The organism is Mesorhizobium atlanticum (assembly GCF_003289965.1).
GTDB classification, from domain to species: Bacteria; Pseudomonadota; Alphaproteobacteria; order Rhizobiales; family Rhizobiaceae; genus Mesorhizobium; species Mesorhizobium atlanticum.
Genome location: NZ_QMBQ01000007.1, coordinates 183,012 through 205,086, shown reverse-complemented (window position 1 = coordinate 205,086; position 22,075 = coordinate 183,012). Strand labels below are relative to the sequence as shown.

Genomic DNA, 22,075 nt, shown 5'->3' with positions numbered 1-22,075 from the left:
CGACAATAGTTAAGCGATAACTTCAGTATTGTCCGAATGCAAAAGAGAGCGAGAATGTCCCTAACGCTGCATTTCCACCCGCTGGCTTCGTTCTGCTGGAAACCGCTGATCGCGTTCTACGAGAACGGCACGCCCTTCGAGCCGGTGATCGTCGACCTCGGCGACGAGGCTTCCCGCGCGGCCTTCCTGAAGGTGTCGCCCACCGGCAAGATGCCGGCGCTGCGCGACGATGCGCGGGACCGCACGGTGCTGGAATCCACCATCGTCGTCGAATATCTCGCCGCGCGCTATCCGGGGCCGGTCGAGCTTGTTCCGGCCGATGTCGATCTCGCCCTGCAGGTCCGCCAGGCAGACCGCTTCTACGATTTCTACGTGCAGCATCCGATGCAGAAGATCGTCGGCGACCGCTTGCGGCCGAAGGACAAGACCGATCCGTTCGGCGTCGAGGAAGCTCGCGCGCAGCTTCGCAATTCCTACGCTATTATCGAAGAGGAGATGGCGGGAAGGATCTGGGCGGTCGCAGAAGCCTTCACCATGGCCGACTGTGCCGCCGCGCCGGCGCTGTTCTACGCCAACAAGGTCGAGCCGTTCGGCGAAAAATTCCCGGCGGTGAGACGCTACCACGACCGGCTGCTGGCGCGTCCGTCCTTCGCCCGCGTCATCGAGGAAGCGCAGCCCTATTTCAAGCTCTTCCCCTACAACAACGGTTAGAGCGAGATGCTGCACGATCCGGCCCAGCTCGATTTGATGTTCCAGGCGCTCGCCGATCCGGCGCGGCGCCAGATGGTGGACCGGCTGTCGCGCGGGCCGGCATCGGTCAGCCAACTGGCCGAGCCCTTGGCGATGTCATTGTCGGCTGTCGTCCAGCATCTCAACGTGCTCGAGGCGAGCGGCCTGGTGCGGACCGAAAAGCTTGGCCGGGTGCGGACCTGCCGGATCGAGCCGCAGGCGCTTCGGGCGGCCGAGCACTGGATCAACGAGCGGCGGCTCGCCTGGGAGCGTCGGCTCGACCGTCTCGGCGATTTCCTCGCTGAAACCAAAGATGAACCCTGAAGGATCCCCGTCATGACCGAACGATCCGTCGTCCATTCCACCTTCGTCATCGAGCGCGTCTATCCGGTGGCGCCCGAGAAGGTCTATTTCGCGCTGAGCGACGCCGATGCGAAGAAGCGCTGGTTCTTCGATCCCGACAATCCGATGCCGAGCCGGCACGAGATGGACTTCCGCGTCGGCGGCAAGGAGGTGAATGCAGGCTGCCCCAGCGACGGACAGATGCATTTCTACAACGCGGTCTATCAGGACATCGTGCCAAACCAGCGCATCGTCTACAGCTATGAGCTCTTGTTCGGCGAAACGCGGGTCTCGGTGTCGCTCGCGACGATCGAGTTGATCGCCGAAGGCGATGGAACGCGGCTGATCCTGACGGAGCAGGGGGCTTTCTTCGACGGCACCGACTCCCCGGCCACGCGCGAGCACGGCACCGGCGAATTGCTCGACGCGCTTGGGAGGGCACTGCAACCGGCGAATTGAGGCTCCAGCCGGGCGGCCTATTCGCCCGGCGCCGTTTCCCAGAACTGGTCGAGCCAGATGTTGAGCCTGAGGAAGCCGGCGCTGCTGACAGTATAGACGCGCCGCGTACCTTCGGCCTTGGCCTTGACCAGGCCGGCATCGAGCAGGACCTTCAGGTGCTGTGAAACGGCAGGGCGCGAGACGGGCAGTCCGGCCGCCAGTTCGTTCACCGTCTTCGGGCCGCGCCGGAGTTCTTCCAATAGATAGCGCCGGTTGGGATCGGCGATCGCCACGAAGGCATCAGAAAAGATCATACCTTATTTGTGGGGCAAAGTTTTCCAAATCTCAACCGTCGGTTTCAACCTTTCTGCGCGGATCGAGCCGCGTGGCCTCGGGCGTGACCGCGCGGTCCGCGGGTTGCGTCTTGAAGGCATCGCGGTTTTCGATCGGCACCGGCGCGCGGGCACGGATGCGCAGCAGCGTGTAACCGGCGAGGCTGAGATGCGCGAGCGCGGTTGCAAGAAAAAGCCCTTCCGGACGCACCGAACCCATCAAGGCCGCGGCCAAAAGCGGCCCGATCATGGTGCCGAAGCCGTAGAGCAGGAGCAGCCCGCCGGAAACCTTGACGAAGTCCTCGGCGCGGGCGTGGTCGTTGGCATGCGCGACGGCGATCGAATAAAGCGTGTAGGCGAAACCGCCATAGGCGGCGGTCAGCACGATGACGAAGACACCTGAACGCGGCGCAATCAGGAAGATCAGCACCGCGACCAGAGCCGCGCCGAAGGCAGCACCCGCCAGCACGAAGCGGCGGTCGGTTGTATCGGAAAGGCGTCCGGCCGGAAGCTGCATGGCGGCGCCGGAAACCACGACAAGGCTCATCATCAGCGCGATCTCCGCGGTGGAAATGCCGATGCGCGCGCCATAGACGGCGCCGAGCGTGCCCCAGGCTCCGTTGGCGATGCCGATGAGAAGGCAGGCCACCGCCGACACCGGCGAATTGGCGTAGAGGCTTTTGACGTCGAGCTTGACGTCCTGCAGCGGCTTCGGGGTCGATTGGGTAGAAACCGCCGTCGGAATGAGCGACAGGCAAAACAGGATGCCGGTGATCATGAACAGCGAAGCCGAGCGCACATCGCCACCGGCGACGATCATCTGGCCGCCCATGATCGAGGCATAGGTGACCATCATGTAGAGGCCGAAGACGGTGCCGCGGTTCTCGTTGGTGGCCTTCTCGTTCAGCCAGCTCTCGATCACCATGAAGGCACCGGCCATGGTGAAGCCGGTAAAGGCGCGCAAAAGGATCCAGAAATACTCGTCGATGATGAGGCCGGTGAGCAGCGCGATGATCGCGCCCGACGCGGCGAAGGCGCCGAAGGCCCTGACATGGCCGGCGCGGCGCACGAGGCGCGGCGCGAAGAAACAGCCGGTGACGAAGCCGCCGGCCCAGGCCGTGCCCATCAGGCCGAGCGATGCGGTCGAAAAGCCTTCCACCTGGCCGCGCAACGGCAGCAGCAGCCCGTGCAGGCCGGATGCGGCGAGCAGGAACGCCGTGCCGCGAAGCAGCGAAAGGATCGGTCTGTAGGTTGCAAACATGGGCTGATCCGGCTGGAATTTCAGGGCGCAGCTCTGGCAGCGGCAATCGGGCTTTTCCGGGGCGAACTGGAACGCCGGCGAAACTATCCTCTACGAAACAGTGCCTCGGCCGCGGATTTGGTGGCGCCCTTGGCGGCCCGTGCCTCTTCCAGCCTGGCGATCTCGTCGCGCAGCAGCGCGATGCGCTCCGACAATTCATCGACGGAGAGCAGCGACAGATCCTGGCCGATCTCGTGCGGGCGCGGCTTCTTACTGGGTTCGTCGTCGAAGATCGCCATCGTCGCTCCTCCCTTACTTGGCCATTTGCCTGATTTGGCAATCAGCATACATAGGGCGGGGGCGCCGATGCAAACCACCAGCGACAACGGATTCGAGGAGACGGGAAGCCATGGCAAACGGACAAAAGATTCCGGCGAATATGACGGCCATCGCGATTTCGCAGCCCGGCGGTCCCAAGGTGCTGAAGCCGGAAACGCGCGACGTGCCGGTGCCAGGTCCAGGCGAGGTGCTGATCCGGGTGCACGCGGCCGGCGTCAACCGGCCGGACGTCCAGCAGCGCAAGGGCGCCTATCCGCCGCCGCCCGGCGCCTCGGACCTGCCCGGCCTCGAGGCGGCCGGCGAAATCGCGGCGCTCGGCGACGAAATATCGCGCTGGCGCATCGGCGACCGGGTCTGCGCGCTGACGCCGGGCGGCGGCTATGCCGAATATGTCAAGGTCCATGCCGGCAGCGTGCTGCCGATCCCGGCCGGGTTCACCTATTCGGAAGCCGCGGCGGTCCCGGAAAACTACTTCACCGTCTGGCACAATGTGTTCGAGCGCGGGGGCCTGAAGAAGGGCGAGACGCTGCTTGTTCATGGCGGCTCATCCGGCATCGGCACCACCGCCATCCAGCTCGCCTCGGCCTTCGGCGCTTATGTGATCACCACCGCCGGCAGCAAGGAGAAATGCGAGGCCTGCCTGAAGCTCGGCGCCGACCGGGCGATAAACTATCGCGAGGAGGATTTCGTCGCCGCGGTCAAGGAGGCGACCGGCGGCAAGGGCGCCGACGTCATCCTGGACATGGTCGGCGGCGATTATGTCGCCCGCAACTACGAAGCCGCGGCCGTCGAGGGGCGCATCGTCCAGATCGCCGTGCAGGCCGGCGCTGTCGCAAGCACCAATTTCGCGACGCTCATGGTCAAGCGCCTGACCCACACCGGCTCGACGCTTCGGCCGCGCACCGTCGAGTTCAAGGCGGCGATTGCGGCCGCGCTGGAGACCCAGGTGTGGCCATTGCTCGGCACGCGCAAGGTGGCCCCGGTCATGGACATGATCTTTCCGCTCACCGAAGCCTGGCGGGCGCATGAGCGGATGGAAGAGGGCGAGCATATCGGCAAGATCGTCCTCGACGTCGGCTAGGATGGGCCGATATTCACGTCAGGCCGGCCTGCAAACAGTTGTGTCCTGTGCTTCCGCTGCTCGCGTACGTTAAGTACGCTCCGCTCCGGTTCTCGGACTCATCTGTTTTCGGCTCGGCCTGACCTGAATCTCGACCCATCCTGGCTCCGCGCTCTTCCTGCGTGACAAGCTGAACGAAGCCTTAATGGTGCAATGCACAAAACGCATTGCGGCCATGCAAAAGCGTCCGTTCAATTCTTGGGCAGGCATGCCTATTTACGCGGCATCAAACGATTTCATCAAATGACTGGAGAAACTGAAATGAACCCGATCCGTGCTTTCCGTAAGTGGCGCATGTACAACGAGACCGTGCGTGAGCTGAACAAGCTCAATGCCCGCCAGCTGAACGACCTCGGCATCAGCCGTGGCGACATCGAGCGCATCGCCCGCCAGGCGGTGTAATCAAAACCAGCCTGGTCGCAAGGCCGGGCTGGACAGGCAAGCTAGAGCCGTCGAGACGCTTGCTTCGTTTCCGGTTCCAAGCCCGCTGGACCTAGTCCAGCGGGTTTTGTCTTTTCAGGGCCCTGAATCGGGCTCTTCCCAAAAACATTGCGAAATTTCGAGGGAGCGTTTATACAGGCCGCGAATTTCCCATTTTGGTGGCTCTAAAACCACCGCCCGCGCGGGAACGCGGGCGAACGAGAAGGATTTTTGATATGGCCAATACGCTGCTGATGCCCAAGGCGACCGCCGTCTGGCTGGTCGACAACACCGCGCTCTCCTTCGAGCAGATCGCGCAGTTCTGCGGCCTGCATCCGCTGGAGGTCAAGGCGATCGCGGACGGCGAGTCGGCGCAAGGCATCAAGGGCATGGACCCGATCATCACCGGCCAGCTGACGCGCGACGAGATCGCGCGCGGCGAGAAGGACGTCAATTACCGGCTGAAGCTGTCGGAGCCGAAGGTGCGGGTGCCGGAATCGAAGCGCAAGGGCCCGCGCTACACGCCGCTGTCGAAGCGCCAGGACCGGCCGAACGCCATCCTGTGGCTGGTGCGCAACCATCCCGAGCTCAAGGACGCGCAGATTGCCCGTCTCGTAGGCACCACCAAGTCGACGATCGAGCAGATCCGCGAGCGCAAGCACTGGAACTCGGCCAATCTGCAGCCGATGGACCCGGTGACGCTCGGCCTCACCTCGCAGATCGACCTCGACCTCGAAGTCAACCGCGCCTCGCGCGGCCGCGAGCAGCCGCAGCCCGTCGGCGACACGCTGTTGCCGGCCGCACTCACCGAACGGCTGGTGCCGGCGCCGGAGAAGCCGAAAGACGAGGACCAGGAGCTCGACGCCAACGCGGTGTTCGCCAAGCTTTCGGCGCTCAAGTCGAAGGACAAGGCCGAAGGCGACGATCAGGAGTAAGCCTTTCGGGCACTCAACAAAAAAGCCCGCTTCGAGCGGGCTTTTTTGTTGGACAATGGCTTGGGAGGAAGTCACGTCCGCGCGGCGCGGTCGGGCGCCATGCCGTAGTCCTCCGAGCGCTCGACCGCGCGGTAGAAATCGGCGAGCTGCTTGCCGCGCTCCGGCTTGAAGATGCGGCCGGCAATGACGACCGAGGCGATGCGGTCGATGCGGAAGGCGCGGAAATCGTCGCGCATCTCGCACCAGGCGACGAGCGTCCAGACCTTGCCCCAGAACCACAGGCCGAGCGGCCTGATGTCGCGCGCGGTGCCGCGCCCCGCCTCGTCGGAATATTCGATGGTCAGCACCTGGCGTTTTTCGACGGCGCGCTCGATCAGGTCGATCGCCTCGCGCGCGGCGTCGCTCACCACCCACATCGGCGTGTGGATCTCGGTGCGGGCGATACGGTCCTTCTCGGCGTCGGGCAGCACGGCGCCGATCTTGACCAGCGCCTCGTCGGCGGCTCTTGCCATCGCCGCGCCGCCAAAGGCGCGCACCATGCGGGCGCCGGCAACCAGCGCCACGATCTCGTCACGTGTGAACATCAGCGGCGGAAGGTCGAAACCCTCCCTCATCATGTAGCCCACGCCTGCTTCGCCGTCGATCGGCACGCCGGTCGACTGCAGGTCGGCTATGTCGCGGTAAATGGTGCGCTCGGAAACCTCGAGCCACGTGCCGAGCTTCTGCGCGGTGACCAGCCGGCCACCCCGCAAATGCTGCACGATCTGAAAAAGCCTGTCGGCGCGGCGCATCGATTTCTCCCCCGGGGTTTATGGCTTCAGCCCTTCGCGCCTGCGCGCGGTCGGCACCAGCATCGACTGGCCTTCAACGACATCGCCGACCGTGCGCGGCGACGGCCTGATGCCGTTGCTGCCCGGCGTGCTCAGCCTGTCGTTCCAGCTTTTCACCATACGCGGATTACTCCGGATCGTCGGTTCATGTTCGTTGCTGTCAGGATCGAAGCCGCTCCAATTACAGTATGCCTCCTGACAGCATACTGTCAGGAGGCTGTGGTGAAGCTATCGGCAACAAAGGCTTCTTTCCCTGAACTCAACATCACTGGCCGCATAACATCTGGGCGCGACAGCGCCGCAATCCAAGTCGCCGTGCCAAAATTTCAGTTTTCGCGCACGCGGCCCTGGTAAAGATCCGGCCAGCCGATGTCCTTGCGGATATCCGCCGGCAAGGTGTTCAGGAAACGCTGGGTGCGAATCTCGTTACGCACCGTGCGGATCCTGCCGACATAGTGCTGCACGCTGCGCAGAATGGTAAAACCGTTCATGACCTCACTCCTCTCTTTTCGATGAGAAGAGTATCTCACACCCCTCCTGACAGCAGTCTGTCAGGAGGCTGGCAGGGTAGGGAAGAAGGCGGCGCGGTGCCCCTCGCGGGGCCCGGATGAACCCCATTTCTGTCAGGAGTGCCTTGCCTGGAAGCCGCCTTAAGAAGGCTTTGACAGCCGCCATCGATGCTGGTCAAAGGCGGCATGACGAAACTACTCGCCCTAGTCATTTGCGGCATCATGCTGATCCAGATCATCAAGCCGCTGGGATGGCCGGGGCTGAAGCGGCGCGGCGATTTCTGGAAGCTGGCGCTGCTCGCCATGCTTGCTATCTCGCTGGCGGCGGTACTGGGGCACTGGGCTTAAACGAGGCCGACCCGGTTAGGCTGCTTCGTCGCCCAGCACGAAATCCAGCAGATGCTCCGCCCAGGCGCGATAGCCCGCCTCTGAAGCGTGGAAGCCATCGGAAGCGAAGCCGGCTTCCGGGTTGGTGATCGGCAGGCGCGAGGCGGGCACGGCGCCGCGCTCGTTGCAGAGCCGCACGCCCATGCGGTTCATTTCCGTGGCGCGGATTTCGAGGATCCTGCCCAGCAAGGGCGGCATTGCCGGCGCGCGGGTGAATTCCAGCACCGGCGACCAGACCACGCGCGCTTCCGGCCATTTGGCGCGCAGCGCGTAGAGGAGGCCGCCGAACTCCTTCTTGAAGCGGGGCAGGGAGTGAAAGTTCTTGGTGTCGTTTGTGCCGATTGCGAGCACGATATGCGTCCATGGGTCGGCCGACAAATTGGGCAGGACATGGTCGCGGATCTGGCCGGATGTCGCCGAATTGAAGCCGGCGGCGCGCCAGCGCACGGCTCGGCCGGTTCGCTCGGCGATCAGGCCGGCAAGCCGCGCCGCAAGCCCGTGTTCGGATTGCTCGATGCCGACCGATGCTGCCGAGGAATCACCCAGAACCAGCAACGTCACGGGCGGCGCCTTGCCTGGTATTTCATGCAGGACCGGGCCTCGCGCCGGCAGCATGCGCGTGGTGCGCCGGCGCACGCCGAGGCCCTGCCAGACATAGACCGGGAAGGCGAGCCAGGTGAGGAGGGCAAGCAGGCGCTGCATGGCGGTTCCATTGGCGTGACCCGCAAGCCATTAGCGCATGTCTCAGCCGAGGTGAACGAGATCGATCACGTACAGCAGTCCGGCCGGCACTCGTCCCTGTCCTGGTATTCGTCGTGGAGGCGTACCCAGTCCATCAGGTTGTGATACGGACCGGTCTCGCCGCGACCCTTCGGCGTCATGTCGAGATAATGATAGGCGCCGATCAGCGCTTCGCCGCCGCGGGCCCGTGACAGGAAGGTGAGGAAGATGTCGCCATTGCCGTCGCGGTAAAAGATGCTGGTGCCGGGCAGGTCTTTCGAGCGCAACGGACGCCTCTCGAAATTGTAGGTGGTGTCGCCGGTCGCGATCTGCTTGTCGGTGAAGGAGACCTGCAGGTCGAAGTTGAAATCCGACGCGTAGGACGACACCCAGTCGAACTTCCAGCCCATGCGATGCTTGTAAGGCAGGATCTCGGCCAGCGGCGCGCGTGCAACGACGACCAGCGATACGTCGTGATGTTTCAGATGCTGGTTGGCGCCGTCGATATGGTCGGCGAGGAACGAGCAGCCCTGGCAACGATGGTCGCAACCCGGCGTCATCATGAAATGATAGACGATGAGCTGGCTCTTGCCGGCGAAGAGGTCTCCAAGGCGTTTCGGCCCCGCTTCGCTCTCGAAGACATAATCCTTGCGCAGCTTGAACCAGGGCAGCTGTCGCCGCTCGGCGGCAACAAGGTCGCGGAACTTTGTCAGTTCCTTCTCGCGTTCAAGATGCTTTCGGTGCGCTTCGAACCAGTCCTCGCGTGAAACCACGGCATTGCGTTGCATGACCATCTCCTGTCCTCTCCTGCCAAGGACGTTCGACATGGGCGCGACCCGACATCGCTGCTTCAGGTAGGAGTGCGGCCTGCAAAAAACAAAACCCGGGCCACTGGCCCGGGTTGTCGATGAACGAGACGGATAAACGTCAGGCGGCTTTTTCAAGCGCCGGCTGCCATTTCCCGAGCGCCGCCAGATGGTTCATATGGGCGCGGTGGGTGAAGGCCGCCTGGCCGGCTGCGATGTTCGAGGCCTTGCCGCTCCATGCCTTCTGCGGCGCGGCCTGCAGGGCGCGGCCATAGGAGAAGGTCAGCTTCCATGGATGCGGGCCGATGGCGTTGATGGCGTTGAGGTTGGCGGTCGCCTCCTCATCCTCCTGGCCGCCGGAGAGGAAGGCGATTCCGGGCACCGCCGCCGGCACCACTTCGCGGAACAGCTTGATCGTCTTTTCGGCGATTTCCTCGGGGCTGTCGGTCTTGCCCGACTTCTTGCCGGAGATGACCATGTTGGGCTTCAGAATCGAGCCTCCCAGCACGACGCGCGCCGCGTAGAGCTCGTCATAGAGCTTGACCAGCGTCGCCTTGGTGACGTCGTAGCAGGTGTCGATCGAATGGGCGCCGTCCATCAGCACTTCCGGCTCGACGATCGGCACGATGCCGGCCTCCTGGCAGAGCGCGGCATAACGGGCCAGCGCATGGGTGTTGGAGGCGATCGAATTGGTCGAGGGCACGCCCTTGCCGGTGTCGATATCGATCACCGCGCGCCATTTGGCGAAGCGGGCGCCCAGCTTGTAATACTCGGCAAGCCGCTCGCGCAATCCGTCCAAGCCTTCGGTGATGGTGTCGCCGGGAAAGCCGGCCAAGGGCTTGGCGCCGAGATCGACCTTGATGCCCGGAATGGAACCGGCCGCCTTGATGATGTCCACCAGCGGCGTGCCATCGGCAGCCTTCTGACGGATGGTCTCGTCATAGAGGATGACGCCGGAAATGTATTTGGACATCGCATCGGAGGCGCGGAACATCATCTCGCGATAATCGCGCCGGTTGTCGGCGGTCGACTCGACGCCGATGACGTCGAAACGCTTTTTTATGGTGCCGGAGCTCTCATCGGCGGCCAAAAGGCCCTTGCCGCCGCTCACCATAGCGGTGGCGATATCTTCGAGACGTTCGCTCATGGGTGCTCTCCTATGCTGCGTTTGTTCCGCGCTAACAGAACATTACCGCCAAAGGAATGACGCCGGAAAGCGCGAATCGATTGAAAGCCGTGCGGGCTCTGCCTGGTCTCGGACTGTTTAGCGCTTCAGCACCTCGACGCCGGGCAGCGGCTTGCCTTCCATCCATTCGAGGAAGGCGCCGCCGGCGGTCGAGACATAGGTGAAGTCGTCGGCGACGCCGGCATGGTTGAGCGCGGCCACCGTGTCGCCGCCGCCGGCGACCGATACCAGCTTGCCTGCCTTGGTGCGGGCGGCCGCATGCTTTGCCGCCGCCACCGTGGCGCGGTCGAAGGGCTCGATCTCGAAGGCGCCGAGCGGGCCGTTCCACACCAAGGTCGCGGCGCGGTCGATCCAGTCGTTGACGCTCTGCACGGTCTTTGCGCCGACATCGAGGATCATGCCGTCGGCCGGCACGGCCTCGATGGCAACGGTCTCGCTGGGCGCACCAGCCTTGAATTCCTTGGCGACCACGCCGTCGGCGGGCAGGATGATGGCGCAGCCGGCTTCCGCCGCCTCGATCATGATCTGCTTGGCGGTGCCGGCAAGGTCATGCTCGCAGAGCGACTTGCCGACATCGGTGCCGCGCGCGGCCAGGAAGGTGTTGGCCATGCCGCCGCCGATCACCAGCGCGTCGACCTTCTTCACGAGGTTCATCAAAAGGTCGATCTTGGTCGAGACCTTGGCGCCGCCGACGATGGCGACCACCGGGCGCACCGGATTGCCCAGGCCCTTTTCCAGCGCGTCGAGCTCGGCCTGCATGGTCCGGCCGGCATAGGCCGGCAAATAACGCGCCAGGCCTTCGGTGGAGGCATGTGCCCGGTGCGCGGCGGAAAAGGCGTCGTTGACATAGATGTCGCCATTGGCCGCGAGCTTTTCCGTGAAGGCCGGATCGTTCTTCTCCTCGGCCTTGTAGAAGCGGGTGTTTTCAAACAGCAGGACGTCGCCGTCCTTCATAGCGGCGACGGCCTCGGCGGCTTTGTCGCCGACACAGTCGGCGGCGAAGCCGACCGGACGACCAAGCACCTCAGCCGTCGCCCTGGCGATCGGCTCCAGCGAGAACTCGGCCGACGGGCCGTCCTTCGGACGGCCGAAATGCGCCAGCAGGATGACCTTGGCGCCCTTTTTCGAGAGCTCGGCGATGGTCGGCGCGATGCGCTCGATACGGGTGGCGTCGGTCACCTTGCCGTCGGCGACGGGAACGTTGAGGTCGACGCGCACCAGGACGCGCTTGCCGCTGACGGCGCCGATATCATCGAGTGTCTTGAAGCCGGCCATGGTCGTTCCTTCCTACTGCCTTGACGCATTCCCGGACGGAAAATCGCCCACCTTTTTCCGGAATTGCTTTAGCGAAAACGCGGGCGACCTTACCCGGCGCGAAGGACGATGCAAGGGTCGCGTTGACGGCGCGCGCGCAAAAATGATGTCGGCGTGAGACATCAGCCTTCGCCGGTTGCCTTCTGCCCGTCCGGCGGCGGCGCCACGCTGTCGATCGGCACGTCCCCGACCGCCTGTTGTTCCGCCGGCCTGCGCCAGTTGCGGATCATGGCGGCTATACGGTCGCCGATCTCGCCGGCGCTCAGGAAAACCGGCACGCGCGCGACCGGCGCGGTCGGCTCGAAGGACAGGCCGAGGCCGGTGATCCTGCCTTTCTCGTCGACATCGCGCACGATCAGCTCGATCGGCCCGATCACCACGCGGTCGGCATATTCGGGGCGACCGCCGAGCCGCTCGGTGACGAGTGCCGCAACGGTGAGCTTCTGCTCGGTCTCCGTCAGGCCCGGCCCGTAGGCGGCCTCCAGCTCCGCCGCGGAGCGGGCTGGATCGACGGCGAAGGCGCCGAAGAAGTCGGCATCCTCGGGATCGACCACGGCGCGGCTGGCGAACAGCTTGTCGAGCAGGCGTGGGTAGCGGTCCGGCACGAAGATATAGACCTGGTCGCCGGCGGCGAGCCGGCCCATGTCCTGAAAGCGCATCGAGCGGCCGTCGCGCAGCACCAGCGAGGGCCTTGCCCAGCGCGGGATGCGCTCGCCGCGCGCCACCGGGCTGCCAGGCGCCACGCGATAGGCGAGCAGCTCGTGGTGGGCCGAGCCCGGCAATTCGAGCTCCACCTTGTCCAGCGGCCCGAGGCGCGCCGGGACGATCAGGCCGAGGCGGCGCGCCAGCGGACCGACCGTCCAGCCCTGCACCACCAGCGACACGAGCACGATGATGAAGGCGGCGTTGAAGATCAGGCGGCCATGCTCGAGGCCGCCGAGCAGCGGCGTGATGGCAAGCAGGATCGAGACCGCGCCGCGCAGGCCGACCCAGGACACGAAGGCGACCTCGGGACGCGGCAGGCGGAACGGGATCAGACAGAGCCAGACGGCCAAAGGCCGCGCCACGAAGATCAGGAACAGACCTAGCAGGATCGCCGGTACCAGGATCGCCGGAAACTGCGAGGGCGTGGCGAACAGGCCGAGGATCAGGAACATGATGATCTGCGCCAGCCATGACATGCCGTCCTGGAAGCGCTTCAGGATGGTGACGGCGCGGATATCGGAATTGCCGGCGATCAGCCCGGCAAGATAGACCGCGAGGAAGCCCGAGCCGCCGATCGCGCCGGCCGCCGCGAACACCATCAGCGACAGCGTCAGCACGAAGATCGGCAGCAGGCCGTGATCGAGATTGAGCCGCTCGACAAGACGTACGATGCCGAAGCCGCCGAGGACGCCGATCACGGCGCCGAGCCCCATATTGGCAAGGAAGCCGAGCAAGAGATTGGCGGCCAGCACGTTGGCCTCGGGGTTTGCATGCGCGGCAATGATCTCGACCAGGGTGATGGTGAGGAAGATCGCGATCGGGTCGTTGGTGCCGGATTCCACTTCGAGCGTCGAACGCACGCGCTCGCGCAGATGGATCTCGCCGGCGCGCAGCAGGAAGAACACCGCGGCCGCATCGGTCGAGGCGACGGCGGCGCCAAGCAGCGAGGATTCCAGCCAGTCGAGTTTGAGAAAATAAGCGGCGGCGACGGCAAAGATGCCCGTGGTCAGGATAACGCCGATCGTGGCCAGTGACAGCGCCGGCCCGGCTGCTTGCCGCAGAGCGTTGAGCGGGGTGCCGAAACCGGAATCGAACAGGATGATCGCCAAAGCCAGTGAGCCGGCAAAATAAGCCAGCCGCGCATTGTCGAACTCGATGCCGAGGCCGTCGACGCCGGTGGCAAGCCCAATGCAGAGAAAGAGCAGCAGCAAAGGAGCGCCGAAGCGGAAGGCGATCAGGCTCGAAAACGCGGCGGCAACGACAAGCGCGGTGCCGACCAGCGTCACAAGATAGATCGCATGCTCCATCCGCCAGTGCCCCTCAAGTCCCTCTCATTTGTCGATTTAAGGGAGAGTGGGGCGAAGACATGACCAGTGCAAGGCAACAGCGTGGTTTTTGGCGCGGCCGGCCAATAAAAAACGCCCGGCCGAAGCCGGGCGTTTCAAAGCGCTTAGCGAGCGTTCGATCAGGCGATGGTCTTGCCGAAGGCAACGGCGGTGTCGCCCATGCGGTTCGAGAAGCCCCACTCATTGTCGTACCAGGACAGCACCGAAACGAAGTTGCCGTCCATCACCTTGGTCTGGTCGAGCGCCGCGATCGAGGAATGCGGATCGTGGTTGAAGTCGATCGACACGTTCGGGTGGTGGGTGACCGAAAGGATGCCCTTCAGCTTGCCCTTCGAGGCGGCGATCAGCGCTTCGTTGATCTCCTGCGCGGTGGTCGAACGCTTGGCGATGAACTTGAGGTCGACGACCGAGACGTTCGGGGTCGGCACGCGGATCGAGATGCCGTCGAGCTTGCCCTTGAGATCAGGCAGGACCAGGCCGATCGCCTTGGCGGCACCCGTCGAGGTCGGGATCTGCGACAGCGCTGCCGCGCGGGCGCGGTAAAGGTCCTTATGCATGGTGTCCAGCGTCGGCTGGTCGCCGGTGTAGGAGTGGATCGTCGTCATCATGCCCTTCTCGATGCCGACGGTCTCATGCAGCACGGCTGCCAGCGGCGCCAGGCAGTTGGTGGTGCAGGACGCGTTCGAGATGACGATGTGGTCCTTGGTCAGCTTGTCGTGGTTGATGCCGTAGACGACGGTGAGGTCGGCGCCGTCGGACGGAGCCGAGACGAGGACTCGCTTGGCGCCGGCAGCGAGGTGCGCGGCGGCCTTGTCGCGGGCGGTGAAGATGCCGGTGCATTCGAGCGCGATGTCGACGCCGAGTTCTTTCCACGGCAGCTGGCTCGGATCCTTGATCGCCGTGACCTTGAACTTCTCCTTGCCGACCGAGATCTGGTCGCCGTCGACGGTCACCTCGTGCGGGAAGCGGCCATGCACGCTGTCATAGCGCAGCAGATGCGCATTGGTCTCGACCGGGCCGAGATCGTTGACGGCGACGACGTCGATGTCCTTGCGGCCGGATTCATGGATGGCGCGCAGGATGTTGCGGCCGATGCGGCCAAATCCGTTGATGGCAACTCTGACGGTCATTGTTTTCTCCCTAGGGACTGGGGGCGATTGGGGTCCGGTGCTTCATAGCGGCCGCGGAACAAAGAATCCAGCCGCAGAAGGTCGAACTTAAATCGATTAGGTTGATCCAGCACCGCGGAGCCGCGCATTTGCGGCCCCGCGAATTGACGCAGCCGGTCAGCCGTGCAGACGAGTCTCGACCGCCTTCGCCGCGGCCTCGGCGGTGATGCCGAAATGCGGATAGAGCTGCTCGATCGAGCCGGAGGCGCCAAAACCGTGCATGCCGACGAAAATGCCGTCGGTGCCGATCAGGTGGTCCCAGCCCTGGCGGATGCCGGCCTCGATCGCAACCTTCACCTTGGCGTTGCCGATGGTCTTCTTGCGGTAGTCGTCGCTTTGCTGGTCAAACAGCTCGAAGCAGGGCACCGAGACGACGCGGGTCGGATGGCCATGCTTTTCGAGCAGGTCGCGCGCGCCGAGCGCGATCTCGACCTCGGAGCCGGTGGCGAAGATCGTCACGACGGCCTCGCCGCTGGCGGCGGCAAGCTCGTAGGCGCCCTGGCTGGAGAGGTTCTTCTGCGAATGCTCCGTGCGCACGGTCGGCAGGTTCTGGCGGGTCAGCGCCAGGGTCGAGGGCGTCTTTTCGGATTCGAGCGCGATCTGCCAGCATTCGGCGGTTTCCACCGCATCGGCTGGACGGAAGACATTGTGGTTCGGGATGGCGCGCAGCGCTGCCAGATGCTCGACCGGCTGGTGGGTCGGGCCGTCTTCGCCGAGGCCGATCGAGTCGTGCGTCATGACGAAGATCGAGCGGATGCCCATCAGCGAGGCCAGGCGCATCGACGGGCGGGCATAGTCGGAGAAGCACAGGAAGGTGCCGCCATAGGCGATCAGGCCGCCATGCAGCGTGAGCCCATTGATCGCCGCCGCCATGCCATGCTCGCGGATGCCGTAATGGACGTAGCGCTGGCCGTAATCGTCGGGCGTGATGTTCTTGGTCTGGCTGGTCTTGGTGTTGTTGGAGCCGGTGAGGTCGGCCGAGCCGCCGATGGTTTCGGGAACCGCGCCGTTGATGACTTCGAGCGCCATCTCGGAAGACTTGCGGGTGGCGACCTTCGGCTTGTCGGCCGACAGCTTCTTCTTGTAGTCGGCGATGACGGCGTCGAAATTGGACGGCAGCTTGCCGGCGAGGCGACGCTCGAACTCGGCTTTCAGCGTTGGCTCGGCCTTGGCCAGGCGGCCTTCCCAGTCGGCGCGCGCCTTGGCGCCGCCGGCGCCGACGGCGCGCCAGGCGTCGAGGATGTCGGCGGGAATCTCGAAGGGCGGCGACTCCCAGTTGAAGAATTTGCGCGCGCCGGCGATTTCCTCGGCGCCAAGCGGCGAGCCATGCGCCTTGTTGGTACCGGCCTTGGTCGGGGCGCCGAAGCCGATGGTGGTCTTGCAGGCGATCATCGTCGGCTTGTCGGAATGGCGCGCCGCCTCGATGGCATAGGCGATCGCTTCCGGATCGGTGCCGTCGATATGGCTGGCGTTCCAGCCGGAGGCCTGGAAGCGGGCGACCTGGTCGGTGTTGTCGGCCAGCGAGACCGGGCCGTCGATCGAGATGTTGTTGTTGTCCCAGAAGACGATCAGCTTGTTGAGCTTCAGATGCCCGGCCAGCGCGATGGCTTCCTGGGAGACGCCTTCCATCAGGCAGCCGTCGCCGGCCAGCACATAGGTGTAGTGGTTGACGAGATCATTACCGAAGGCGGCGTTCATGATGCGCTCGCCGAGCGCGAAGCCGACCGAATTGGCAAGGCCCTGGCCGAGCGGACCTGTGGTGGTCTCGATGCCGGCGGCATGGCCGTATTCGGGATGGCCGGCGGTCTTGGAGCCGAGCTGGCGGAAATTCTTGATCTGGTCGATCGTCATGTCCTCATAGCCGGTGAGGTAGAGGAGCGAATAGAGCAGCATCGAGCCATGGCCGGCCGACAGGATGAAGCGGTCGCGGTCGGCCCAGTGCGGCGCCTTGGCGTCGAATTTCAGGAAACGGCTGAACAGCACGGTGGCGATATCGGCGCAGCCCATCGGCAGGCCGGGGTGACCGGAGTTCGCCTTCTCGACGGCGTCCATGGAAAGAAAGCGGATCGCATTGGCCATCCGGTCATGTTGTTCACGCGAGGTCATGCTTCCTCCGGAAGTGGGTTGGAGCCTGGGGAGAACCCTTGGAAAAGGATGCCGCGACACATAGCAGGCGCGGCCTTTTAGTCAACAAATCGGGATGGATTTTGCCGGGCTTGTGATGGCATCGAGCGTCTTACATTAGCGATAGCGGGGGACAGTCGCGAGAGCTTTGTTGACGCGCCCTTCACCCGGCGCCTAATCTTTCCGAGGTAACGCGTTCTGAATGCGTGCGATTCGGTGATGGGCAGGGCATAGGACGAAGGCCATGACCGGGGAAACGACCCTCAAGGAAGTCATCGCCAGGCTGGGCAAGGCCATGGAAGGGCTGGAAAACGCCGTGGCGGCGAAGCTCGAGCATGAGCGCGATTATTCGGAAGCCGAGGCCGAGGTGCAGCGCATGAACGCCGACCGTTCGCGCCTGGCGCAGGAGCTCGACAATTCCGAGGCGCGTGCCGAGCGGCTTGAAGATGCCAACAAGGAAGTGTCGCGACGGCTGGTGACCGCCATGGAAACCATCCGGGCGGTGCTGGACAGGTAGGGCAATGGCACAGGTCACGGTTTCCATCGACGGCAAGCAGTATCGCATGGCCTGCGACGAGGGCCAGGAAGAGCACCTGATCGACCTAGCCGAGCGCTTCGACCGTTATGTCTCGCACCTGAAGGATTCCTTCGGCGAGATAGGCGACCAGCGGCTCACAGTCATGGCCGGCATCATGGTGATGGACGAACTCTCGGAGCTCACCAAGCGTGTCAAGGGCATGGAAAGCGAAGTGCTGACATTGCGCAAGACGCGCGACGAGGCGCTGACCAAGGCCGACAAGAGCGACAGCGTGCTGACAGCCGCGCTCGGCGCGCTTGCGCAGCGCATGGAAGATCTCGCGGTGACGCTTGCGGTGAAGAAGGCCTGAGCGGCTCCGGTACCCGTTCCGACGAAAAATCCTGCCGCGAATTGCGGGCGGTCACGCAAAAAATTCGCCTCGCGCGTGCCATCACCATCATCGCGAGCGTTTAATCGCCAGCGTGATGGTGCTAGGCTTTTGGAGCCGGCGACGGCCAGCCGCAAGCCGGCTACGGTTTTCAAAAAAGGGTAGGGATAGGTCATGAGTCTTCGTATCAACGATGTCGCGCCGGATTTCACGGCCGAGACCACGCAGGGCACCATCAGCTTCCATGACTGGATCGGCGACGGCTGGGCGGTGCTGTTCAGCCACCCGAAGAATTTCACGCCGGTCTGCACCACCGAGCTCGGCACGATGGCCGGTCTCGAAGGCGAGTTCAAAAAGCGTAATGTCAAGATCATCGGCATATCGGTCGATCCGGTGTCGAGCCACGAGAAGTGGCAGGCCGACATCAAGACCGCTACCGGCCATACGGTGCACTATCCGCTGATCGGCGATAAGGACCTCAAGGTCGCCAAGCTCTACGAAATGCTGCCGGCGGGCGCCGGCGAGAGCTCGGAAGGCCGCACGCCGGCGGACAACGCCACGGTGCGCTCGGTTTATGTCATCGGTCCGGACAAGAAGATCAAGCTGGTGCTGACCTATCCGATGACCACGGGCCGCAACTTCGACGAGATCCTGCGCGTCATCGATTCCATCCAACTAACCGCCAAGCACCAGGTGGCGACGCCGGCCAACTGGAAGCAGGGCGAGGACGTCATCATCACCGCCGCGGTCTCCAACGAGGATGCGATCAAGCGTTTCGGCGCGTATGAAACCGTTCTTCCTTACCTCAGGAAGACCAAGCAGCCGACGGCATGAGCTTTTTTCCTTCTCCCCGTTCACGGGGAGAAGGTGCCCGAAGGGCGGATGAGGGGCGGCGCGGCGGTCGATGGACGAGCGCCAAGCTGCTCGGAGATTTGTGCTGAGCAATCAACCTCGCAGCGTCGGCGCTGCCCCTCATTGTCCTGCCTATCCTTCGCTGCACCTGGGCTGCAGCTACGGAGGGTGGACCGGGCATTTCTCCCCGTTAAGTGACGGGGAGAAAGGGCTAATTCACCACCTTCGCCAAACAAAAAAGGCGGCGCCGAAGCGCCGCCTTTATCCATTGATGCCTTGAGCTTTACGCCGCCGGCTGCGCTTCGATGGTGCGCAGCGCCTGCATCTGGCGCTTGGCGGCGGCCTTGACCGCGTCCTGCACCTTCTCGAAGGCGCGCACCTCGATCTGGCGCACGCGCTCGCGGCTGATGTCGAACTCGGCCGAGAGCTCTTCCAGCGTCAGCGGCTCTTCGGCGAGGCGGCGGGCCTCGAAGATGCGCCGCTCGCGGTCGTTGAGGACCGACAGAGCGCCCGACAGCATGGCGCGCCGGCTTTCCAGCTCGTCCTGCTCGATCAGCATCTCTTCCTGGCTTTCATGGTCGTCGACCAGCCAGTCCTGCCATTCGCCGGACTCGCCCTCACTCGCCCGGATCGGAGCGTTGAGCGAAGCGTCGCCCGACAGGCGACGGTTCATCGACACCACTTCGGCCTCGGAGACGTTGAGGCGAGTGGCGATCTCGGTGATCTGGTCGGGCTTCAGGTCGCCTTCGTCGAGCGCCTGGATCTTGCCCTTCACCTTGCGCAGGTTGAAGAACAGGCGCTTCTGGTTGGCGGTGGTGCCCATCTTGACCAGGCTCCACGAGCGCAGGATGTATTCCTGGATCGAGGCCTTGATCCACCACATGGCATAGGTGGCGAGCCGGAAACCACGCTCCGGTTCGAATTTCTTCACGGCCTGCATGAGGCCGACATTGCCTTCCGAGATCACCTCGCCGATCGGCAGGCCGTAGCCGCGATAGCCCATGGCGATCTTGGCGACGAGCCGCAAATGGCTGGTGACGAGCTTGTGAGCAGCCGTGGTGTCCTGATGCTCGGCATAGCGCTTGGCGAGCATGTACTCTTCCTGCGGTTGAAGCATCGGAAAGCGGCGGATTTCTTCCAGGTAACGGGCGAGACCGCCTTCACCGGAAACGATACTGGGTAATGATTGGGCCATGATAGCGCCCCCTCTCTCTTTGGAGTGGATGCCCCCGAAACGCGGCGGGCACACGTCACGGATGCCAAAGGCTCATCCGCAACAACCTGTATATATAGGAACAAAACCAGAAAAGACAGGCATTTGTTCAACGCTAAACAGTCTGTCACGCTGAAGTGAACAACGCCGGTCAGGTTTTTTGATGGCTGGTTTGCAGCTTGTTCGTGGCGGGCCGGTTCAAAGTTTTCGGAAGTCGCCGACGAGTTCCTCCATGTCTCCCGGCATCGGCGCCTCGAACCTCATCGTTAGGTGGGTGGTCGGGTGGCGGAATTCAAGGAGCCAGGCGTGCAGGGCCTGCCGGGGAAAGGCTCTGACCTTGGTTTTCAAGGGTTCCGGCAGCCGGTTGGCCTTGGTGCGGAAGGCCTGGCCGTAATCCGGGTCGCCGACAACCGGATGGCCGATATGGGCCATGTGGACGCGGATCTGGTGAGTGCGGCCGGTCTCGAGCCGGCATTCGACCAGGCTTGCGGTGGCGAAAGCCTGCTGATCCTCGCCGAAGCGCTCGACGACGGAGAAATGGGTGACGGCATGCCGGGCGTCGTCCCGGCTTTCCGGCACCACGGCGCGGCGGATCCGGTCGGCGGCGCGGCCCAAGGCGGCATCGACGGTGCCGGTCGGCCGCTGCGGAATGCCCCACACCAGAGCCAGATAGGCGCGCTCGAGATCGCCGGTGCGGCCATGGTCGGCAAAGGCTTCCGACAGGGCTTTGTGGGCGCGGTCGGTCTTGGCCACGACCATGACGCCGCTGGTTTCCTTGTCCAGCCGGTGCACGATACCAGGCCGTTTGACGCCGCCGATGCCGGACAGGCTGTCGCCGCAATGGTGGATCAGCGCATTGACCAGCGTGCCGGTCCAGTTGCCGGCGCCGGGATGGACGACCAGTCCCGCCGGCTTGTTGATGACGATCAGCTCGCCGTCCTCGTAGAGGATGTCGAGGGGAATGTCCTCGCCTTTCGGCTCGGCCGGCTCCGGCGCGAGGACCAGGATTTCGACGCGCTCGCCGGCCGTCAGCTTGCGCTTGGCTTCCAGCACCGGCTTGCCGGCGATGGAGACCGCGCCTTGTTTGATCAGCGCCTGCACGCGGCTGCGCGAGAGATTCGGGCCGAGCTGGGCGGCAAGCCACTGATCGAGGCGCTGGCCGGCGGCGTCGGGACCGGCTTCCAGCGCGACGGCTTCGCCGGATTCCTCGTCCGCCAATTCGTCCTCTATCAATATCGGGGTCTCTTCGTTATGAGCGCTCATCGAAACCCGTTGCGGATTGTTTAGCCATGGCCCGGCCGATCGCCGAAGAAGATGAGGAAAAGCCGCTCGACCCTGCGGCCGAGAATGTGCGCCGCAAGCTCGTTCGCTTCATGATCGTCAATCTCGGCCTTCTGTTTCTCGCCCTTATGGTGGTGATCGGGGCGCTTGTCTACAAAGCGCGCAACACGCCTGTTGCCGGATCAGCGCCCGCCGGCGAGGTCCAGGTTCCGGTCGGCGCGCCGCTCTCCGGCGACATCGTGCTGCCTGTCGGCGCCAAGGTGGTCAGCCAGTCGCTCTCCGGCAACCGCCTGTCGATCGACGCCGAGCTTGCCGATGGCAGCCGGTCGATCTTCGTCTACGACATCGCCGAGCGCCGCATGATCGGCCAATTTGCGATCCGCAACAAATGAACGGCTTTGCCCAACGCCGCAGCGTCGCGACCGTGGCGCTCGTCGTCGCCAACTACGACGAGGCGGTTCGCTGGTATGTCGAGCGGCTCGGCTTCGTGCTTACCGAGGATGTCGACCTTGGCGGCGGCAAGCGCTGGGTCACTGTCGCGCCGGCGAACGGCCAAGGCGCGCGGCTGCTCCTGGCGGAAGCTTCCGGCGAGGAGCAGGCCAGCCGCATCGGAAACCAGACCGGCGGCCGGGTTTTTCTCTTCCTCGAGACCGACGATTTTGCTCGTGACCATCAGGCGATGCTCGCCAAGGACGTCGAATTCCGCGAGGCGCCGCGCCACGAGGCCTATGGCACGGTGGCGGTCTTTTCCGATCTCTACGGCAATCTCTGGGACCTGATCGAGCCGAAACGGCAGGGTTGACCGGGGTATTTCGCAAAGTCTGCGGACAGCC

27 protein-coding genes are annotated in these 22,075 nt (G+C 64.1%); 12 read left to right on the top strand and 15 right to left on the bottom strand.

The window, feature by feature from the left end; translation table 11 throughout:
- The first annotated feature begins 54 nt into the window (after window positions 1–54).
- The 3 genes from DPM35_RS23635 to DPM35_RS23625 are packed head-to-tail and all read left to right on the top strand — an operon-like array spanning window position 55 to window position 1,530.
- A complete protein-coding gene (locus DPM35_RS23635) occupies window positions 55–711 on the top strand; it encodes a glutathione S-transferase family protein (protein WP_112129623.1) in 657 nt (218 codons plus the stop codon).
- Window positions 712–717: 6 nt separating this feature from the next.
- Entirely contained in the window at window positions 718–1,053 is a 336-nt protein-coding gene (locus DPM35_RS23630) for an ArsR/SmtB family transcription factor (protein ID WP_112129622.1), read from the top strand.
- 12 nt (window positions 1,054–1,065) lie between these two features.
- Window positions 1,066–1,530 carry an SRPBCC family protein gene (locus DPM35_RS23625; RefSeq protein ID WP_112129621.1) on the top strand — a complete coding sequence of 155 codons (465 nt, stop codon included), beginning with the start codon at window positions 1,066–1,068 and terminating at the stop codon, window positions 1,528–1,530.
- Between the two features lie 17 nt (window positions 1,531–1,547).
- Here DPM35_RS23625 and DPM35_RS23620 read toward each other — a convergent pair whose 3' ends face one another.
- The 3 genes from DPM35_RS23620 to DPM35_RS23610 form a co-directional block, all read right to left on the bottom strand.
- Window positions 1,548–1,823, bottom strand: a complete 276-nt coding sequence (locus DPM35_RS23620; protein ID WP_112129620.1) for an ArsR/SmtB family transcription factor — start codon at window positions 1,821–1,823, stop codon at window positions 1,548–1,550.
- A 31-nt stretch (window positions 1,824–1,854) separates the two neighbouring features.
- Complete coding sequence (locus DPM35_RS23615) at window positions 1,855–3,102, bottom strand: MFS transporter (RefSeq protein ID WP_112129619.1); 1,248 nt, start codon at window positions 3,100–3,102, stop codon at window positions 1,855–1,857.
- 83 nt (window positions 3,103–3,185) lie between these two features.
- Window positions 3,186–3,380 carry a DUF1192 domain-containing protein gene (locus DPM35_RS23610; RefSeq protein WP_112129618.1) on the bottom strand — a complete coding sequence of 65 codons (195 nt, stop codon included), beginning with the start codon at window positions 3,378–3,380 and terminating at the stop codon, window positions 3,186–3,188.
- A gap of 110 nt (window positions 3,381–3,490) precedes the next feature.
- Between DPM35_RS23610 and DPM35_RS23605 the strand changes: the two genes are divergently transcribed.
- The 3 genes from DPM35_RS23605 to DPM35_RS23595 all read left to right on the top strand — a co-directional run bounded on the left by DPM35_RS23605 (window position 3,491) and on the right by DPM35_RS23595 (window position 5,895).
- Window positions 3,491–4,501, top strand: a complete 1,011-nt coding sequence (locus DPM35_RS23605) for an NAD(P)H-quinone oxidoreductase (protein WP_112129617.1) — start codon at window positions 3,491–3,493, stop codon at window positions 4,499–4,501.
- Between the two features lie 300 nt (window positions 4,502–4,801).
- On the top strand, window positions 4,802–4,942 hold the full coding sequence (locus tag DPM35_RS23600; protein ID WP_095816751.1) for a DUF1127 domain-containing protein: 141 nt from the start codon (window positions 4,802–4,804) through the stop codon (window positions 4,940–4,942).
- A gap of 254 nt (window positions 4,943–5,196) precedes the next feature.
- Window positions 5,197–5,895 (top strand): DUF1013 domain-containing protein, encoded by a 699-nt coding sequence (locus tag DPM35_RS23595; RefSeq protein WP_112129616.1) that lies wholly within the window; start codon window positions 5,197–5,199, stop codon window positions 5,893–5,895.
- A 71-nt stretch (window positions 5,896–5,966) separates the two neighbouring features.
- Here DPM35_RS23595 and DPM35_RS23590 read toward each other — a convergent pair whose 3' ends face one another.
- The 3 genes from DPM35_RS23590 to DPM35_RS23585 form a co-directional block, all read right to left on the bottom strand.
- The gene (locus tag DPM35_RS23590; RefSeq protein ID WP_112129615.1) at window positions 5,967–6,686 is read right to left on the bottom strand and encodes a helix-turn-helix transcriptional regulator; all 720 of its coding nucleotides are present in this window, start codon (window positions 6,684–6,686) and stop codon (window positions 5,967–5,969) included.
- A gap of 18 nt (window positions 6,687–6,704) precedes the next feature.
- The gene (locus tag DPM35_RS32525) at window positions 6,705–6,845 is read right to left on the bottom strand and encodes a hypothetical protein (RefSeq protein ID WP_181592122.1); all 141 of its coding nucleotides are present in this window, start codon (window positions 6,843–6,845) and stop codon (window positions 6,705–6,707) included.
- 206 nt (window positions 6,846–7,051) lie between these two features.
- Window positions 7,052–7,216, bottom strand: a complete 165-nt coding sequence (locus tag DPM35_RS23585) for a hypothetical protein (RefSeq protein ID WP_095767353.1) — start codon at window positions 7,214–7,216, stop codon at window positions 7,052–7,054.
- Between the two features lie 186 nt (window positions 7,217–7,402).
- On the opposite strand from DPM35_RS23585, the gene DPM35_RS23580 reads away from it, so the two are divergent.
- Window positions 7,403–7,582: a hypothetical protein gene (locus DPM35_RS23580; protein WP_181592121.1), complete on the top strand. Its 180-nt coding sequence runs from the start codon at window positions 7,403–7,405 to the stop codon at window positions 7,580–7,582.
- A 15-nt stretch (window positions 7,583–7,597) separates the two neighbouring features.
- Here the strand turns inward: DPM35_RS23580 and DPM35_RS23575 are convergent, their stop codons facing one another.
- The 7 genes from DPM35_RS23575 to tkt all read right to left on the bottom strand — a co-directional run bounded on the left by DPM35_RS23575 (window position 7,598) and on the right by tkt (window position 16,973).
- A complete protein-coding gene (locus DPM35_RS23575; RefSeq protein WP_112129614.1) occupies window positions 7,598–8,323 on the bottom strand; it encodes an SGNH/GDSL hydrolase family protein in 726 nt (241 codons plus the stop codon).
- Window positions 8,324–8,388: 65 nt separating this feature from the next.
- Complete coding sequence (locus DPM35_RS23570; RefSeq protein ID WP_112129613.1) at window positions 8,389–9,129, bottom strand: DUF899 domain-containing protein; 741 nt, start codon at window positions 9,127–9,129, stop codon at window positions 8,389–8,391.
- Window positions 9,130–9,268: 139 nt separating this feature from the next.
- Window positions 9,269–10,294 carry a class I fructose-bisphosphate aldolase gene (locus DPM35_RS23565; protein WP_112129612.1) on the bottom strand — a complete coding sequence of 342 codons (1,026 nt, stop codon included), beginning with the start codon at window positions 10,292–10,294 and terminating at the stop codon, window positions 9,269–9,271.
- A 117-nt stretch (window positions 10,295–10,411) separates the two neighbouring features.
- On the bottom strand, window positions 10,412–11,608 hold the full coding sequence (locus tag DPM35_RS23560) for a phosphoglycerate kinase (protein ID WP_112129611.1): 1,197 nt from the start codon (window positions 11,606–11,608) through the stop codon (window positions 10,412–10,414).
- 161 nt (window positions 11,609–11,769) lie between these two features.
- The gene (locus tag DPM35_RS23555) at window positions 11,770–13,659 is read right to left on the bottom strand and encodes a potassium/proton antiporter (protein ID WP_245431623.1); all 1,890 of its coding nucleotides are present in this window, start codon (window positions 13,657–13,659) and stop codon (window positions 11,770–11,772) included.
- Between the two features lie 158 nt (window positions 13,660–13,817).
- Complete coding sequence (gene gap / locus DPM35_RS23550; RefSeq protein ID WP_112129610.1) at window positions 13,818–14,828, bottom strand: type I glyceraldehyde-3-phosphate dehydrogenase; 1,011 nt, start codon at window positions 14,826–14,828, stop codon at window positions 13,818–13,820.
- A 156-nt stretch (window positions 14,829–14,984) separates the two neighbouring features.
- The gene (gene tkt, locus DPM35_RS23545) at window positions 14,985–16,973 is read right to left on the bottom strand and encodes a transketolase (RefSeq protein WP_112129609.1); all 1,989 of its coding nucleotides are present in this window, start codon (window positions 16,971–16,973) and stop codon (window positions 14,985–14,987) included.
- A gap of 262 nt (window positions 16,974–17,235) precedes the next feature.
- Here tkt and DPM35_RS23540 point away from each other — a divergent pair, with 262 nt between their 5' ends.
- The 3 genes from DPM35_RS23540 (at window position 17,236) to DPM35_RS23530 (ending at window position 18,730) form a co-directional block, all read left to right on the top strand.
- Window positions 17,236–17,508, top strand: coding sequence for a DUF4164 domain-containing protein (locus DPM35_RS23540; RefSeq protein ID WP_023763725.1), 273 nt, complete (start codon window positions 17,236–17,238; stop codon window positions 17,506–17,508).
- Between the two features lie 4 nt (window positions 17,509–17,512).
- Window positions 17,513–17,878 (top strand): cell division protein ZapA, encoded by a 366-nt coding sequence (locus DPM35_RS23535; protein ID WP_112129608.1) that lies wholly within the window; start codon window positions 17,513–17,515, stop codon window positions 17,876–17,878.
- A 192-nt stretch (window positions 17,879–18,070) separates the two neighbouring features.
- The gene (locus DPM35_RS23530) at window positions 18,071–18,730 is read left to right on the top strand and encodes a peroxiredoxin (protein ID WP_112129607.1); all 660 of its coding nucleotides are present in this window, start codon (window positions 18,071–18,073) and stop codon (window positions 18,728–18,730) included.
- A 301-nt stretch (window positions 18,731–19,031) separates the two neighbouring features.
- Here the strand turns inward: DPM35_RS23530 and rpoH are convergent, their stop codons facing one another.
- A complete protein-coding gene (rpoH, locus tag DPM35_RS23525; protein WP_112129606.1) occupies window positions 19,032–19,943 on the bottom strand; it encodes an RNA polymerase sigma factor RpoH in 912 nt (303 codons plus the stop codon).
- Window positions 19,944–20,159: 216 nt separating this feature from the next.
- Window positions 20,160–21,224 (bottom strand): RluA family pseudouridine synthase, encoded by a 1,065-nt coding sequence (locus tag DPM35_RS23520; protein WP_112129605.1) that lies wholly within the window; start codon window positions 21,222–21,224, stop codon window positions 20,160–20,162.
- Window positions 21,225–21,250: 26 nt separating this feature from the next.
- Here DPM35_RS23520 and DPM35_RS23515 point away from each other — a divergent pair, with 26 nt between their 5' ends.
- The gene (locus tag DPM35_RS23515) at window positions 21,251–21,634 is read left to right on the top strand and encodes a fimbrial protein (RefSeq protein ID WP_112129604.1); all 384 of its coding nucleotides are present in this window, start codon (window positions 21,251–21,253) and stop codon (window positions 21,632–21,634) included.
- On the top strand, window positions 21,631–22,044 hold the full coding sequence (locus DPM35_RS23510; RefSeq protein WP_112129603.1) for a VOC family protein: 414 nt from the start codon (window positions 21,631–21,633) through the stop codon (window positions 22,042–22,044). Before DPM35_RS23515 ends, DPM35_RS23510 begins: the two co-directional genes overlap by 4 nt.
- Window positions 22,045–22,075 lie beyond the last annotated feature (31 nt).